A 15304-nucleotide genomic window follows, 5' to 3' on the forward strand; every position below is an offset into this window, starting at 1 on the left:
AGGCCGCTCACCATGGGCTCAGGGCGGAGCTCAGGCGGCCGGAGCGAAGCGGAGGACGCATGAGCGGTTCCGGAGCGCAGCGGAGGAGGCCGCTCATCATGGGCTCAGTGTGGGGCTCGTGCGGCCGGAGCGGAGCGGAGGTCGCATGAGCAGGACTGTTCTGGTGACTGGCGGCAACCGCGGGATCGGGCTCACCGTCGCGCGGGCGATGGCGGACGCCGGCGACAAGGTCGCGGTCACGTACCGGACCGGCACGCCGCCCGAGGGCCTCTTCGGGGTGCGGTGCGACGTCACCGACCCGGAGGCCGTCGAGGCGGCGTTCGACGAGATCGAGGCGCAGCACGGGCCGGTCGAGGTGCTCGTCGCCAACGCCGGCATCATCCGGGACGCCCTCGTGCCGATGCTGGCCGTCGACGACTTCGCCGCGGTGCTCGACACCAACGTGGTGGCGGCGTTCCGGGTGGCCAAGCGGGCCAGCGAGGGCATGCTCAAGGCCCGCTGGGGGCGGATCGTGTTCGTGTCGTCGGTGATGGGCTTCATGGGCTCGCCCGGCCAGGCGAACTACGCCGCCTCGAAGAGCGCCATGCTCGGCCTGGCCCGCTCGCTCGCCTGGGAGCTGGGGCCGCGGAACATCACGGCGAACGTCGTCGTGCCGGGCCTCATCGAGACCGACATGATCTCCGACCTGTCCGACCGCCGGCGCGACGAGCTGGTGCGCCAGACCGCGCTGCGCCGGACCGGCACCGCGCAGGAGGTGGCCTCGGTCGTGCGCTTCCTGGCCGGCGACGACGCCGCCTTCGTCACCGGCGCGGCGGTCCCGGTGAGCGGCGGGCTGGCGATGGGACTCTGACCCGCGGCCGGGCGGTGAGCCCGCCCGGCCCGCCCCGCGCGTCCAGCGGGAACCAGACCTCGACCTTCGTGCCGGCGCCCGGCTCGCTCGTCACGCGCAGCGTGCCGCCGGCGCCGGCCACCCGCTCGGCCATCGAGCGCAGCCCGTGGCCTTTGCCGCCGGGCGCGGCGGCGGGGTCGAAGCCCACGCCGTCGTCGGCGACGGTCGCCCGCACGCCGGCCGACGAGACCTGCACGGCGACGTCCAGGCGGCCCGCGTCGGCATGGGTCAGCGCGTTGCGCATCGCCTCGCGCAGGACGCTGACGACCTCGCAGCGCAGCTCGTCGGTGAGGCCGTGCTCCCAGCCGTGCACCGCGACGGTGATCTCGGTGCGGGCCGGCTCGACCGAGTGCACGAAATCCCACAGCGCCGTCTCCAGCTCGGTGGGGCCGGCCTCGCAGGGCCGCAGGTCGGTGGTGATCCAGCGGACCACGCCGAACAGCTCGTCGAGCGACCGGCTCACCGCGTCCATCCGGTCGGCGGCCGCGTCGGGGCTGCGCTCCAGCGTCAGCTTGTAGAGGTCCAGGCGGCGCATCACGACACTCAGCCCGTTGCCGAACTGGTCGTGGATCTCGCGGGCGAGCCGCTGCCGGTACGCCGTCTGGGCCGCCTGGTCCCGCTCCCGTTGCGCCGCCTCGGTGGCCCGGGCGACCGCCGCCAGCCGCGCGTCGGCGCACCGGCGCAGCGCGACGAGCGCCCCGGCGAGCGCGAGCGGCTCGGTCCCGGCGGCGGCGAGCTCGGCGGCCGCCTCGTCGAACAGCGCGCCGAGCGCCTCGGCCGCCTCGTCATACCGCCCGGTCAGATCCACCGGGAGGCTGGCCGGCTCGTCGCGCCAGTCGGCGAGCACCTGCCCGACGAGGTCGCGAAGCTCGGGGTCGTCGAATCGTCGGGCGACCCGGTCGCCGAGCCGGCGGACCTCTTCCGGCCCGATGCCGACGGCGGTCCCGGAATTGCTGCGAACGCTGACCATAATCGCCCCGCGTCCATTTCGGTGGGAGATTTCCGGCGAGCCTTTCCGAATCACGGAAAGGTGATGTCCACTATATTCGCCGGTCCGCGGAGCGTCCAGCCGAAACGACGATCAGGGCGGCCGCCGCGACGAGCACGACCAGCGCCGCGAGCGCGGCGAGGGTGGTCGCGTCGGGCCGGAACAACGGCTGCGCGCGGTAGGCCTGCCAGGTGGTCAGCGCGACGATCCCGGCGTAGCCGCCGGCGGCGACCAGGACGAGCCGCACGCGGGTCGCGGTGGCCCCGAGGGCGGGCCGGCGGCGGCTCAGCGCGCGCAGCGCGAGCGCTACCAGGGGCAGCAACTGCAGGGCGTGCATGGCGAGGAAGTGCGGGATCCGCAGGTCGCCGCCGATCGTGCTCCAGCCGGTGACCGGCAGGCCCGGTCCGCCGTCGGGCACGCCGACCGTGTGGGCGCCGATGAGCGTCGGCTGGCCGGCCTGCGCCGCCGCCTTCTGCGCGGCGGTGGGCACGTTCATGAAGAAGCCCTCGACCATGCCGGCGAAGGCGATGAGCAGCCCGAACCGGAAGGCCCAGCGCAGCTCGGGCTCGAGCGCGTGGTCGCGCAGCAGGAGCACGACGATCAGGATGAGGTTGCCGAGGTACAGCGCGAGCACGCCCACCGTCATGACCTGGATGACCTGCGCGTCGACCGGCGTCATCGTGTTGAAGTGGCTGTAGTGCCCGCGCGCGGCCTGGAACGAGATCGCGCCCAGCTCGGCCAGCAGCGCGGCGGCGAGCGCGGTGCCGGCCCACCACGCCACCCGCCGGCCCTTGCGGAACCGCGGCAGCAGCCAGGCGAGCGTGATCGCGTAGATGCCGAACGACAGCGTGAACTTCATCGGCTTGAGCCACACCGGCGCCCCGCCGAGCGTCCGGTCGTCGGCGACCAGGCCGGCGAGGGTGAACAGGAAGCCGGCGGCGGTGACCGCCGCGACGAACAGCAGGGGCCGGTGCAGGCGGACCGGTCCGGGCCGCCGGTCCGGCACCGGTTGCGCCGGCTTCTGGGTCTCCAGGCTCATCGCCGCTCCTCGGTCGGGTGAATTTTCCACAGGCTTCCAGCCGGGCATAGAAGCGCCGTAGAATCACCGTCGAATCCACCCTTCCGAGACGCACACTGGTCGATGTCAATACCCCTTTATATACGGCTCGATGTGTCGTCCGTGGTATTGCTCTTAACGACCGTGAATCCGCGGCATACGCTTCCGACCGGTGACGCCGAAAAGGTGCGTCGAAATGCGGGGAGGCGGCAATGTCAAACACTTCGGTCGCGGCCACCGTCGACGAGCGGATGTCGAGGATCCGGCAGATCGTGGTCGACGAGCTGGAGCTGGATCTGGCCCCGGAGGAGCTGGACGGGCAGGCGAGCTTCGTCGACGAGTACGAGGCCGACTCGCTGGCGCTGATCCAGATCGTGTCGCGGATGGACCGCGAGCTGGGCGTCAAGCTGGCGCCGGCGGAGATCGAGCGGCTGGTGAACCTGGAGGCGATCCGGGCCGCCGTCGAGGCGCAGGGATGACCCAGCGCGCCGGGCGGCGGGTCGTCGTCACCGGGCTCGGCGCGGTCAGCAGCCTCGGCATCGGTGCCGACGCGCTGACCGCGGCGATCCGGGCCGGCCGGGTCGGCACCGGGCCGATCACCGGCTTCGACACCACCGGCTTCCCCTACGTGCGGGCCGGCGAGGTGCGCGACTTCGAGCCGGCCGACCTGCTGCGGCGGGTCACTTCCGAGCGGTGGGGCCGCAGCAGCCTGCTGGCGGCCGCCGCCGCGGTCCTGGCGGTCCGGGACGCCGACCTCGACCCCGCGCGGCTCGACCGGCTGCGGGCCGGCTCGGTCATGGGCACCACGAGCGGCGAGTCGCAGGTCGTCGACCGGCTGGCCGCCGAGTGGGTGGGCGGCGGGCTCAAGTCGCTCGACCCGGGCCTGGTCGCCCAGGTGCCGGCCAGCCAGATCGCGGTCGCGGTCAACACCGAGCTGGGGCTGACCGGCGACGCGCTGACCCTGTCGACGGCCTGCGCGGCCAGCAACTACGCGCTCGGCTACGCCGCCGACCTGGTCCGCAGCGGCGAGGCCGACCTGATGCTGTGCGGCGGCGCCGACTCGGTGAACCGGTACAACCACGCCGGCTTCTACCGGCTCGGCGCCCTCACCGAGGAGGTGTGCCGGCCGTTCGACGCCGAGCGGCAGGGCATCCTCACCGCCGAGGGCGGCGTGGCGCTGCTCCTCGAGCCGTACGACCGGGCCGTGGCGCGCGGCGCCCGCATCTACGCGGAGTTCCTCGGCTACGGGCTGAGCTGCGACGCGAAGCACATGGTGCACCCCGACGCGGCAAGCATCGCCGGGTGCGTCCGGTCGGCCCACCGCGACGCCGGGATCGAGCCGGACGACGTCGACTACATCTGCGCGCACGGGACCGGGACACCGACCAACGACGTGACGGAGGTCGCGGCGGTACGGGCGGTGTTCGGCGACCGGGTGCCGCCGATCAGCTCGATCAAGTCGATGCTCGGCCACACGATGGGCGCCGCCAGCGGGTTCGGCGCGCTCGTCTGCTGCCGGGCGATCCACGACGGCTTCCTGCCGCCGACGGCCAACCTGCGCCGGGTCGACCCGGCGCTCGGGCCCGGCCTCGACTGCGTGCCCGGCACGGCCCGGCCCGCCGACGTGCGGATCGCCGAGAACCACGGGTTCGCGTTCGGGGGCAACAACGCCATCACGATCCTGGGGAAGGTCGCATGACGACGACAACCGACCGTCCGGCCGTGCGGCCGCTGGCGGTCACCGCCGAGGGCGTGGTGACGCCGGCCGGCATCGGGCTCGACACGCTCGTCGACGCCCTCGGCGGCCGGGCGGCGGCCTGCGCCGACCCGGCGAAGCTGCCCGGCCAGGAGGTGCTGCCGGAGCCGGTGCGGCTGGTCGAGGACCTGCGGCTGGCCGAGCACGTCGGGCGCAAGGGCACCCGGTACCTCGACCGGACCACCGCCCTCGGGCTGGTCAGCAGCCACCTCGCGCTGCGCGGCAGCGGCCCGGGCGACCCCGCGGCGACCGGCGTGGTCGTCGGGACCAGCTCGGGCAGCCTGCGCAGCATCGGCGAGTTCGCGCGGGACACGCTCGTGCGCGACGAGCCGTACCTGGTCGACGCGGCCACCTTCCCGAACACGGTGATGAACTGCTGCGCCGGCCAGATCGCGATCTGGAACGGGCTGCAGGGCGTCAACGCGACCGTCGCGGGTGGACAGCTGTCGAGCTTCCACGCGGTGCGGTACGGCCGGAACGCCATCAATGCCGGGCGGGTGGGCCGGGTGCTGCTCGGCGGCGTCGAGGAGCTGTGCCCGCAGACCGCCTGGGGCTGGCGGGCCACGCGGCTGCTCGACCCGCAGATGCCGATCGGCGAGGGCTGCGCGCTGTTCGTCGTCGAGGACGCCGAGGCGGCCGCGGCGGCGGGCCGGACGGTCGCCGCCGAGCTGCTCGCGTGCGAGGTCGAGTCGCCCGGGCCGGTCGACGCCCGGCCGCCGATGGCGCACCGGCTGGCCCGCACCGTGACCCGGGCGCTGGCGCGCAGCGGGGTCCGGCCCGAGGAGGTGTCGCTGGTCGCGCCGGGCGCCACCGGGCTGGCCGGGCTGGACGCCGCCGAGCAGCGGGCGATCCGCCGGACGCTCGGGCCGGGGACCGCCCAGCTGCGGGTGAAGGACGTCGTCGGCGAGTGCTTCAGCGCCAACGGCGCCCTGCAGCTGGCCGCGGTGCTGGCCCACTGGCGGGCGCCGGACGCCGGCGGCCCGGTGGCGCTGCTCACCGCGCTCGGACCGGACGGGTCGGCCGGCTGCCTGGTCGTGCGGCGGGCCGCGTCGTGAAGCCGATGGTCTGGTTCGACTTCGGCGGCGTGCTGTCGCCGCCGATGGCCGACATCTTCGCGGCGTACGAGCGCAAGACCGGGCTGTCGCGCGAGCAGTTGGAGAGCGCGATGCACGCGGTCACCGCCGACCTCGGCCGGCACCCGCTCGCCGCGCTGGAGGTCGCGCTCATCACCGAGGCCGAGTGGGGCCGGCGGCTGCGGGCGGCGCTGCGGGTGCGGTACCCGGGCGCCGACCTGTCCCGCAGCCGCCTGGAGACGTTCGGCGGGCAGTGGTTCGACGGCATCGAGGCCAACCACGCCATGGTGGCGACGCTGCACGCCGTGCGGGAGCACGGCTGCCGGGTCGGCATCCTCACCAACAACGTCCGCGAGTGGGAGCCGTACTGGCGGGAGATCGTCCGGCCGGTCGGCGACGTCGACTGCGTCGTCAACTCGTGCGAGGTCGGGGTGCGCAAGCCGGAGCCGGCCATCTTCCGCATGGCCGCCGACGCGGCCGGCGTCGCGCCCGAGGACTGCGTGCTCGTCGACGACGTCGAGGAGAACTGCGCCGCCGCCCGGTCGCTGGGCTGGCGGGCCGTGCACCACCGCACCGACGCGGACGCCCGTGACCTGTTGTTCGCCCTCATCGAGTTGGAGACGCCATGACCACCGCCGCCAATGTCCGGGTGTCGATCGGCGACATTCCCGGGCTCGACCCCTCCCCGCTGTACACCGTGATCCCGCAGCGCACGCCGAGCGGAATCCCGCAGGTCGTCCTGCCCAGCGGCCACACCGCCGCGCACCTGACGCGGTTCAAGGACGTCAAGGCCGTGCTCATGGACTCCTCGTTCAGCCGGTCGGTGACGAACACGCCGGACGGCCCGAGCTTCCTGCCCACGATCACGCCGCCGGAGCTGCTCATCAACCTCGACCTGCCGCACCACCCGCGGCTGCGGGCGCTGGTGACGAGCGACTACAGCGCGAACGCGATGGGCGCGCTGCTGCCGGCGCTGCAGGACCTCGTCACGGCGCGCTTCGCGGCGCTGCGGGCGGCCGACCGGCCGGACCTGTTCGCCGACGTGCTCGACGAGATCCCGCTGCGGTTCAACTGCCTGCTGCTGGGCATCCCGGACGAGGACGTGCCGTACTTCCGGCCCTCGGCGCGGATCGTGCAGATCGCCGCCCGCGACGACGTCGACGGCCTCGTCGAGCACTTCTTCCTGGTGTACAACTACGTCCTCGATCTGGTCGGCGGGAAGCGCCCGGTGCGGCCGGAGGGCCTCATCGCCCGGCTGCTGGCCGCCCGCGACCGCAGCGACCCGCCGCTCACCGACGCCGACCTGGCCGGGCTCGTCCTCGCCTCGGTGCTCGGCGGCGACCAGAACAGCCTGTCGGTCATGACGAAGTCGGTGTACGCGCTGCTGGCCGCCCCGCCGCTGTGGCAGCGGCTGGTCGCCGACCCGGACGTCGCGCCGAAGCTCGTCGAGGAGCTCATCCGGTTCATCCCGCTGGGCCGCATGTCGGCGTTCCCGCGGGTCGCGACCCGGCCCTTCCACAGCTCCGAGGGCGACCTCGCCGAGGGAGACCTGGTCTACCCGAACGCCTTCCTGGCCAACCGGGATCCCGAGGTGTACCACGAGCCGCTCGTCATCGACCCGGACCGCTCCGGCCCGCGGCACCTGCAGTTCGGCTACGGCATGCACCACTGCCTCGGCGCCGCGATGTCGCGGCTGCAGATCGAGACGGTGCTGACCCGGCTGGCGGCCGAGTTCCCGGCGCTCGCCCTCGACGCGGACCCGGCGACGCTGCCGTGGGACGACGGGGTGCTGCTGCGTCGCCCCACCGCCCTGCCGGTCCGCTGGTGACCCCTTCGTTCACGTGCCCGAGGTGAGGATCTCTCGGTGGAGGGACCTCACCTGGGCCGACGGGTCGATCCCGAGCTCGTCGGCGAGGATCCGGCGCAGCCGCTGGTAGGCGTGCAGCGCCTCGCTGCGCCGGTCGGAACGGAACAGCGCCTCCATGTAGCGGGTGTGGAACCACTCGTGCAGCGGGTAGCGCGACACCAGCCCGCGCAGCTCCGCCACGAGCGCCCGGTGCCGGCCGAGCTGCATGTGCAGGCCGACCCACGACTCCAGCGCCGTGATCTTCATTTCCTCCAGCTGGGCGATGTGCTGGCGTAACGGCCGCCCGGCCGGCAGGTCGGACAGCGCGGGGCCGCGCCACAGGCCGAGCGCCTCGTCGAGCAGCCGCAGCGCGGTGGCCGGCTCCTCGTCCTTGGCCTGCCGGGTCAGGTCGCAGAACCCGTGCACGTCCAGCTGCCCCGGGCCGACCGCCAGCACGTAGCCGGTCGTCTCCGCCGTGCCCAGCGTTTCACTGAGCCCCGGCGTGACATTGTCCAGTGACCGCCGCAAATGGTAAATGTGGGTCCGCAGGGTCGCCACCGCCGTCTTCGGCGGTTGTTCGTCCCACAACTCGTCGACGAGCGTGTCGGCGGACACCACCTGATTCGCCCGGGCCAGCAACAGGGCCAGGACCTTCCGGACCTTCGGCCCGCGCATCGGCCGTGGATCCGGGCCCACCCGCAGTTGCAGCGGACCGAGGATGCCATAGCGCACGCATTCCGGTTTCAGCATCAATCCCCCAGTGACACGCTTTGACCTCCCTCAATGCTACGGGACCTTGCGCGGGTGACCTGCCACCAAGCAGGCAGCGGCGATGCCTCTTAAGTGACATGCGGGGGGTCTTTGGGTGTCACCGCATTGCGGGCGCGCGTTTCCGCATGATGACGTGACGGTGTCGGCATTTTCACATTGCGAGGGAGCACGTCGGATGACGGCACTGGCCAATTCCGCGACACCGACCCGGAACCATCCGGGAATCACGCTATTCGTGGTCTGCATGGCCGTTCTCATCGTGCCGCTGGGGATCAGCGGGACGTCGGCGGCCCTGCCCGAGATCGGCGCGCGGCTCGACGCCGATCTCGTCCCCCTGCAGTGGGTGGTCAACTCGTACAACATCGTCGCGGCGAGCCTCATGCTCGTGGCGGGCTCGTTCAGCGACCGCTTCGGCCGCCGGCGGATCTTCACGCTCGGCACCGGCCTCTACGCGCTGTCACTGCTGGTGACGGTCTTCGCCACGAACATCTACGTCGTCGACGTGGCGCGCGGCTTCGCCGGCCTCGGCGCGACCGGCATCATGACGGCCGGCACCGCCATCCTCGCCTCCGCGTTCGACGGCCCGGCCCGCGCGCGGGCGTTCGGCGTGCTCGGCGTGACGATCGGCGCCGGCCTGGCGCTCGGCCCGACCTCCAGCGGCCTGCTCGTCGGCGCGTTCGGCTGGCGGGCGGTGTTCGTCGCGCACCTGCTGATCGTGGTGGCGTCGATGATCGGGCTGCCGTTCGTGGCCGAGAGCAAGGCGCCGAGCGCCAGCCGGGTCGACTGGGCCGGCGTGGTGACGTTCACGGCCAGCCTGGTGCTGTTCACCCTCGCGATCATCTCCGGCCCGCAGTACGGCTGGGGCAGCGGGCGGATCATCGGGCTGTTCGCCGCCTCGGCCGTGATGCTGGTCGTCTTCGCGTTCGTGGAGCGGGGCCGGCCGGACCCGATGCTCGACCTGAGCCTGCTGAAGAACAAGGCGTTCATCTCGGTCAACCTGCTCAACGTGGGGATCTCGGTCGGGTTCGTGGCCCTGCTCGTGGTGCTGCCGGCGTACTTCATCAGCGCCAACGGCGCCAGCGCCCGCACGGCCGGCGTCACGATGCTGCTCATGACCGGCCCGATCCTCGTCTCGCCGCTGATCGCCGGCCGGCTGGTCGCCCGGGGCGTCCCCGCGCGGGTGATGCTCAGCGCCGGCATGCTCATCATCGCCGCCGGGTGCCTGGGCCTGACCGTGCTCAGCCCGGAGATCGGCATCCTCGCGCTGGCCGGCCCGCTGCTGCTCATCGGCATCGGCATGGGCGCGATGGTGGGCCTGCTCGACGGGGCCGCGGTCGGCACGGTCGAGCCGTCGCGGGCCGGCATGGCGGCCGGCATGTTCAACACGGTCCGGCTGGCCAGCGAGGCGGTCGCGGTCGTGGGCATGGTCGCGATCGTGGTGTCGGTGGTGCGGCCGAAGGTCGCCGACGGGCTGGGCCGGTTCCCCGACCAGCAGGGCACGGCGGGCGAGCTGGCCAACAAGGCGGTCGGCGGCGACGTGAGCGACCTGCCGGCGGGAGCGTTCCGCACGTTCCTGGCCGAGGCGCACACCTCGGGCGTGCACGTCGCGGTGGTGGCGTGCGCGGTGTTCTGCGCGCTGGCGGCGGTGCTCGCCTTCTCGCTGCTGCGCGAGCGCCCGGTGGGCGGCTTGGAGTCGCAGGCGGACGCGGCCCCCGAGGGCGCCCTGGAGAGCGCCTGACCCCGGCGGATCAGGCGGAGCGGCGGCCCGGGTAGCCGGGCTGGCCGTTGAGCGCCATCGCCTTGTTGACCGCGTCGATGCGGGACACGGCGCCCAGCTTGGCGAAGATGTTGCGCAGGTGGCGCTTGACGGTGCCCTCGGTGATCGACATCTGCTTGGCGATCTGGCGGTTGCTCAGCGCCTGGGCGGCGAGCGCGAGCACCTCGTGCTCGCGTGCGGACAGCGCGCCCGGCCCCGCGGCCTCCGCGGGGTCGGGGGCGTGGAAGCCGTTGCTCGACACCGACACGACCATCCGGCTGCGGTCGCGGTGCACGCTGCGGATCGCCGCCACGAGGTCCTGGCGGCTCACGCTCTTGTGCAGGTATCCGCGGGCGCCGGCCGACAGCATCTCCCGCACCAGCCCGGCGCCGTCGTGCATGCTCAGCGCGATGATCGAGGAGGACGGCGACACCTCCTTGATCCGCGCGAGCGTCTCCTGCGGGGTCTCGCCGGGCATCTCGATGTCGAGCAGCACGATGTCGGGCAGCACGCAGGCGGCCATCGCGACCGCCGACCCGCCGTCGCCCGCGGTGCCGACGATCTCGATGTCGTCCTCCATGCGCAGCAGTTCGGACACGGCCTCCAGCAAGAGGGTGTGGTCGTCGACCAGCAGGACACGGACAGGACTTCCACTCACAGACCCGAGCTCCTCGGTGCACTTGATCGAAGTTTCTACATGCAACGGGTGCGTATACCCCCGCTCACGTAGCGTACGTTCACCGGCCGCCGCCATGGGGGGCCCGGCGCTGTCCGCACGTAAATTCTTCGGTGCAACGGATACGGTACAGAAACCTGCCGCGGCGATTTGCGCAGGTCAGCGGCTGACGACGCTGAACACGAAGCCGACGATGACCAGGATGCCGATCACGCCGATCAAGACCAGGACGCCCGCGCCGGAGGCCTCGCCGCGGCCGTCACCGGACTCCAGCGGCTCGGTCGGCTCGTCGTGATCGGGGCGCACGGCGCATCCCTTCCGTCCGGAAAGTCGGGGTGTCGGCGGGGCCGACCTTAGGGCACCGGCGACCGGCCGCGCAAGGCGCCCCGATCACGATCCGCACACGGTCCGCCGACCGCGTCTCCAGTTGACCTTGGTGGGTCACGGTCGCCCTGGCAGCGGAAATCCACCAAGGTCAACCAGCGTCGGGCGAAGCCACAGCGCCGCGGCGCTGTGGGTCGCTCCGCGGGTACTCGTGACAGGAGACGAGCGGTCCGGGGGCGCGGTCAGTGGCCCAGGGCGCGGAGGTGGTCGTCGAGGCGGGCCGCCGCCGTGAGCATCGCTCGGGAGCGGGCGGCGAGGCGCTCGCGCCAGCTCGCCAGGGACGCGGCCAGCGGCTCCGGGCCGCCGGCCGTGCGGACCTGGTCGACCACCGTGGCGATGTGGCCGAGCAGGTAGCCGCCCCGGCGCAGCAGGTGGGCGAGCTCGGCGTCGCGGACGTCGGCCGGGCGGTACACACGCTGCCGGGTCGCGCGGTCGCGCTCGGGGCGCAGGATGCCCGCCCGCTCCCACTTGCGCAGGGTCGCGGGGCGCAGGCCGAGGCGGTGCGCGACCGCGCCGATCGGCAGCGCGCGGTCGGGCAGGCTCGGCGCCGGGCCGGCGGTCAGGACGCGGGCGGCCGCCTCGACGGCGTCGACGGTCTCCCGGTCGCGCAGCAGCTGGGCGTGGCCGCGGTCGACGGCGCGCAGGGCGGTGTCGAGGTCACCGGCCGCGACGGCGCGCATGACGTCACCGGCGGTCGCGTAGCCGTGGCCCGCGACGAGCGCCAGATAGGCGCGCAGGGCGCCGGCGTGGATTCCGGTGTACCGCCGGTGCCCGCTCTCGGCCCGCTCGGCCGGCGGGATCACGCCGTCGCGCTCGTAGTTGCGGACCGTCTGCGGGGAGATGCCGTGCTCCCGGGCCAGGTCGACCGGCCGGTGATGCACCGCGGTTTGAGGCTTCATCCAGCCTTCCCAGGTCGTACTGCGGAAAATCCTCTCAAGCAAGTTCAACGATACGGTAGAGGTCATGACGACGGTACGACTGCATGACGGCAACCTGCTGACGATCGAGGTCCACGGCGCCGGGCCCGCGGTGCTGCTGCCCGTGAACCCCACGCCCGTCGAGGGCCCGCAGGCCGACGAGCTGCGCCGGTGGGGCGCCGACCCGGCGCTCGGGCGGACCCTGATCGAGGGGCTCGCCGACGGGTACCGGGTGGTGGCGTTCGACTACGAGGGGCACGTGCTCGGCACGCCGAAGCCGGACACGCTGACCCCCGGCGCCCTCGCCGCCGACCTGCTGGCGGTGGCGGACGCGGCCGGGGCCGAGCGGTTCGCGTACTACGGGTACTCCTGGCTCGCCGTCGCCGGCCTCCAGCTGGCGCTGCGCACCGACCGGCTGACCGGGCTGGCGATGGGCGGCTACCCGCCGATCGACGGGCCGTACGCGGCGATGCTCAGGGTCACCGCGGCGGCCCACGCGATGGCCGTGTCCCCGCCGGCGGCGCCCGTCGAGGCGGCCGCGGGCGACGACTGGTCGGCGGCCGAATTCACCCTGTCGGAGGCGCAGACCCGCCAGTTCGTGACGCTCTACGAGGCGCTGCGGGACTTCGACGACCGGGCGGCCGCCGCCGACCTGGCCCGGCTCGACCTCCCGCGGCTGTGCGTGGTCGGGTCGGCCGACGCGATCACGTACGACGAGCGGTGGGGCGGCGTCACCGTCGACATCGCCGCCCCGGTCGTCGCGGCGCGGGCCGAGCTGGCGGCGCTCGGCTGGCAGGTCGAGGTGCTCGACGGTCTGGACCACATGGGTGCCATGCAGGCGGCCGCGGTCCTGCCGATCATGCGTCCGTGGCTGGACCGCCACCTGCGGTGACGGCCCGCGGGCGCGTCACCCGGCAGCGGTGTGCAGTTGGGCGACACGCCCGCAGGATTTTCTTGACTCTTTCCAGAAAATTGGTCCACACTCTTCGCGGATCGCTTCCGAGCCCACCAAGGAGAGCAACGTGGCAACCGAGGACAAGGCCAGGTCGAACCGGGACTGGTGGCCCAACCAGCTGGACGTGACGGTCCTGCACCAGAACCCGCCGGCAGGCGACCCCCTGGGTGCTGGCTTCGACTATGCCGAGGCGTTCAAGAGCCTCGACCTCGCGGCCGTGAAGGCCGACATCACCGCGGTCATGACCACCTCGCAGGACTGGTGGCCCGCGGACTACGGCCACTACGGCCCGCTGTTCATCCGGATGGCGTGGCACAGCGCCGGCACCTACCGCACCTTCGACGGCCGCGGTGGTGGCGGCTCCGGCGAGCAGCGTTTCGCGCCGCTGAACAGCTGGCCCGACAACGGCAACCTCGACAAGGCGCGGCGCGTGCTGTGGCCGGTGAAGCAGAAGTACGGCCAGAAGCTCTCCTGGGCCGACCTGCTGATCCTGGCCGGCAACGTGGCCCTGGAGTCGATGGGCTTCAAGACCTTCGGCTTCGCCGGCGGCCGCGCGGACGTGTGGGAGCCGACCGAGGTCAACTGGGGCACCGAGGACACCTGGCTGGGTGACAAGCGCTACAGCGGCGACCGCAAGCTCACCAACCCCCTCGGCGCCGTCCAGATGGGCCTCATCTACGTCAACCCGGAGGGCCCGAACGGCAACCCGGACGCGCTCGCCGCGGCCCGTGACATCCGCGAGACGTTCGGCCGCATGGCCATGAACGACGAGGAGACCGTCGCGCTCATCGCCGGCGGCCACACGTTCGGCAAGGCGCACGGCGCCGGCCCGGCCGCGAACGTCGGCGCCGAGCCCGAGGGCGCGCCGATCGAGGAGCAGGGCCTGGGCTGGAAGAACGCCCACGGCACCGGCAAGGGCGGCGACACCATCACCAGCGGCCTCGAGGGCGCCTGGACGCCGACCCCGACCAAGTGGGACAACACGTTCTTCGAGACGCTGTTCAGCTTCGAGTGGGAGCAGACCGAGAGCCCGGCCGGCGCCAAGCAGTGGAAGCCGACCGACCCGGCCGCCGCCGAGCTGGTGCCCGACGCGCACGACCCGGCCAAGCGGCACGCGCCGATGATGCTGACGACCGACCTGGCGCTGCGCGTCGACCCGAACTACGAGCGGATCTCGCGGCGCTTCTACGAGAACCCGGACGAGTTCGCCGACGCGTTCGCCCGCGCCTGGTTCAAGCTCACCCACCGCGACATGGGTCCCGTCTCGCGGTACCTCGGCCCCGAGGTCCCGGCGGAGCAGCTGATCTGGCAGGACCCGGTGCCCGCCGTCACCCACGAGCTGGTCGGGCCGGACGACGTCGCGGCGCTCAAGGCCAAGGTGCTGGCGTCGGGCCTGTCCGTGTCGCAGCTCGTCGCGACCGCGTGGGCGTCGGCGGCCACGTTCCGCGGCACCGACAAGCGCGGCGGCGCCAACGGCGCGCGGGTGCGTCTCGCCCCGCAGAGCCAGTGGGAGGTCAACGACCCGGCCGAGCTGGCGAAGGCCCTCACCACGCTGGAGGAGATCCAGCGCGACTTCAACGCCGCGCAGACCGGCACGCAGATCTCCCTCGCCGACCTGATCGTGCTGGCGGGCTCCGCCGCCGTCGAGAAGGCCGCGCAGGACGCCGGGGTCGCCGTCGAGGTGCCGTTCCGCCCGGGCCGCACGGACGCGTCGCAGGCGCAGACCGACGTCGAGTCGTTCGCCGTGCTGGAGCCGACCGCGGACGGCTTCCGCAACTACCTCGGCAAGGGCCACCAGCGCCCGACCGAGCAGCTGCTCATCGACCGGGCCCAGCTGCTGACGCTGACCGCCCCCGAGGCGACGGTCCTCGTCGGCGGCCTGCGGGCGCTGGACGCCAACGCCCAGCACTCGCAGCTCGGCGTGCTCACCGCCCGGCCGGGCACGCTGACCAACGACTTCTTCGTCAACCTGCTGCACTTCGGCACCGTCTGGTCGGCCGTCGGCGAGGGCGAGGAGGTCTTCGAGGGCCGCGACGCCGCGACCGGCGAGGTCAAGTGGACGGCCACCCGGGCCGACCTCGTGTTCGCCTCGAACTCGATCCTCCGCGCGCTGGCCGAGGTCTACGCCGCCGACGACGCGGCGGAGAAGTTCGTCCGCGACTTCGTCGCCGCGTGGGTCAAGGTCATGGAGCTCGACCGCTTCGACCTGCGCTGAGCATCTCGTAGGAACGGGCCG

General features: G+C 73.0%; 15 protein-coding genes. 9 read left to right on the forward strand and 6 right to left on the reverse strand.

What is annotated here, in order from left to right; genetic code table 11:
* Positions 1-145: 145 nt before the first annotated feature.
* Positions 146-850 carry a 3-oxoacyl-ACP reductase FabG gene (gene fabG, locus IEZ31_RS01190; RefSeq protein WP_190247802.1) on the forward strand — a complete coding sequence of 235 codons (705 nt, stop codon included), beginning with the start codon at positions 146-148 and terminating at the stop codon, positions 848-850.
* Here the strand turns inward: fabG and IEZ31_RS01195 are convergent.
* Together IEZ31_RS01195 and IEZ31_RS01200 are read right to left on the reverse strand one after the other, a co-directional pair.
* Entirely contained in the window at positions 801-1859 is a 1059-nt protein-coding gene (locus IEZ31_RS01195) for a sensor histidine kinase (RefSeq protein WP_190247803.1), read from the reverse strand. The two genes, fabG and IEZ31_RS01195, sit on opposite strands and share 50 nt — an antisense overlap.
* A 70-nt stretch (positions 1860-1929) precedes the next feature.
* The gene (locus IEZ31_RS01200) at positions 1930-2916 is read right to left on the reverse strand and encodes a hypothetical protein (protein WP_229833933.1); all 987 of its coding nucleotides are present in this window, start codon (positions 2914-2916) and stop codon (positions 1930-1932) included.
* Between the two features lie 230 nt (positions 2917-3146).
* Here IEZ31_RS01200 and IEZ31_RS01205 point away from each other — a divergent pair, with 230 nt between their 5' ends.
* The 5 genes from IEZ31_RS01205 to IEZ31_RS01225 are packed head-to-tail and all read left to right on the forward strand — an operon-like array spanning position 3147 to position 7591.
* The gene (locus IEZ31_RS01205; RefSeq protein WP_190247804.1) at positions 3147-3413 is read left to right on the forward strand and encodes an acyl carrier protein; all 267 of its coding nucleotides are present in this window, start codon (positions 3147-3149) and stop codon (positions 3411-3413) included.
* On the forward strand, positions 3410-4633 hold the full coding sequence (locus IEZ31_RS01210; protein ID WP_190247805.1) for a beta-ketoacyl-[acyl-carrier-protein] synthase family protein: 1224 nt from the start codon (positions 3410-3412) through the stop codon (positions 4631-4633). Before IEZ31_RS01205 ends, IEZ31_RS01210 begins: the two co-directional genes overlap by 4 nt.
* Entirely contained in the window at positions 4630-5745 is a 1116-nt protein-coding gene (locus tag IEZ31_RS01215; RefSeq protein WP_190247806.1) for a beta-ketoacyl synthase N-terminal-like domain-containing protein, read from the forward strand. Before IEZ31_RS01210 ends, IEZ31_RS01215 begins: the two co-directional genes overlap by 4 nt.
* A gap of 5 nt (positions 5746-5750) precedes the next feature.
* Positions 5751-6392, forward strand: a complete 642-nt coding sequence (locus IEZ31_RS01220) for an HAD family hydrolase (RefSeq protein ID WP_190247807.1) — start codon at positions 5751-5753, stop codon at positions 6390-6392.
* On the forward strand, positions 6389-7591 hold the full coding sequence (locus IEZ31_RS01225) for a cytochrome P450 (RefSeq protein WP_190247808.1): 1203 nt from the start codon (positions 6389-6391) through the stop codon (positions 7589-7591). The genes IEZ31_RS01220 and IEZ31_RS01225 overlap by 4 nt, the downstream gene beginning before the upstream one ends.
* Positions 7592-7600: 9 nt before the next feature.
* Here IEZ31_RS01225 and IEZ31_RS01230 read toward each other — a convergent pair whose 3' ends face one another.
* Entirely contained in the window at positions 7601-8284 is a 684-nt protein-coding gene (locus IEZ31_RS01230; protein ID WP_190247809.1) for an AfsR/SARP family transcriptional regulator, read from the reverse strand.
* Between the two features lie 340 nt (positions 8285-8624).
* Between IEZ31_RS01230 and IEZ31_RS01235 the strand changes: the two genes are divergently transcribed.
* Positions 8625-10118 (forward strand): MFS transporter, encoded by a 1494-nt coding sequence (locus tag IEZ31_RS01235; RefSeq protein WP_190247810.1) that lies wholly within the window; start codon positions 8625-8627, stop codon positions 10116-10118.
* Between the two features lie 10 nt (positions 10119-10128).
* Here the strand turns inward: IEZ31_RS01235 and IEZ31_RS01240 are convergent, their stop codons facing one another.
* The 3 genes from IEZ31_RS01240 to IEZ31_RS01250 all read right to left on the reverse strand — a co-directional run bounded on the left by IEZ31_RS01240 (position 10129) and on the right by IEZ31_RS01250 (position 12095).
* On the reverse strand, positions 10129-10794 hold the full coding sequence (locus tag IEZ31_RS01240) for a response regulator (protein ID WP_229833935.1): 666 nt from the start codon (positions 10792-10794) through the stop codon (positions 10129-10131).
* A gap of 177 nt (positions 10795-10971) precedes the next feature.
* On the reverse strand, positions 10972-11118 hold the full coding sequence (locus IEZ31_RS01245; protein ID WP_190247812.1) for a hypothetical protein: 147 nt from the start codon (positions 11116-11118) through the stop codon (positions 10972-10974).
* Between the two features lie 260 nt (positions 11119-11378).
* A complete protein-coding gene (locus IEZ31_RS01250) occupies positions 11379-12095 on the reverse strand; it encodes a TioE family transcriptional regulator (RefSeq protein WP_190247813.1) in 717 nt (238 codons plus the stop codon).
* Between the two features lie 64 nt (positions 12096-12159).
* Here IEZ31_RS01250 and IEZ31_RS01255 point away from each other — a divergent pair, with 64 nt between their 5' ends.
* Together IEZ31_RS01255 and katG are read left to right on the forward strand one after the other, a co-directional pair.
* Complete coding sequence (locus tag IEZ31_RS01255) at positions 12160-13005, forward strand: alpha/beta fold hydrolase (RefSeq protein ID WP_190247814.1); 846 nt, start codon at positions 12160-12162, stop codon at positions 13003-13005.
* Between the two features lie 100 nt (positions 13006-13105).
* The gene (gene katG, locus IEZ31_RS01260) at positions 13106-15283 is read left to right on the forward strand and encodes a catalase/peroxidase HPI (RefSeq protein ID WP_373294480.1); all 2178 of its coding nucleotides are present in this window, start codon (positions 13106-13108) and stop codon (positions 15281-15283) included.
* The last annotated feature ends 21 nt before the right edge of the window (positions 15284-15304 follow it).

This window comes from Dactylosporangium sucinum (genome assembly GCF_014647515.1).
Taxonomy (GTDB): Bacteria; Actinomycetota; Actinomycetes; order Mycobacteriales; family Micromonosporaceae; genus Dactylosporangium; species Dactylosporangium sucinum.